General features: G+C 32.5%; 1 pseudogene. It reads left to right on the forward strand.

Annotated features, from left to right (window positions below):
- Positions 1-154: 154 nt before the first annotated feature.
- Positions 155-249, forward strand: a pseudogene (locus SB658_RS26270) (multidrug resistance efflux transporter family protein); the annotation flags it as partial.

The following is a 249-nucleotide window of genomic DNA, read 5'->3' on the forward strand; positions in this document are numbered from 1 at the left end:
CGCATATTTGGCGAAACAACAAAAGAATTTTTAATTGACAATACAATCGTTCATTTTTTATGAAACTTCAGAGTGAAAATGTGTTTAAGCAAGACTCTATCTTTTCTTTAATACGTACAATTTTTAAATCGTCACCAAAAGAGCGTAAGAACCATTTTTTATTACACTGGAAACGAAGTCAGAGGTTAAACGAGTTCGCGGTAAAATTCCCATGCGAAGCTTACTCGTTTCCTTATTTATTTTAACAGG

This window comes from Bacillus sp. SIMBA_008, from assembly GCF_046535495.1.
Lineage (GTDB): Bacteria > Bacillota > Bacilli > Bacillales > Bacillaceae > Bacillus > Bacillus subtilis.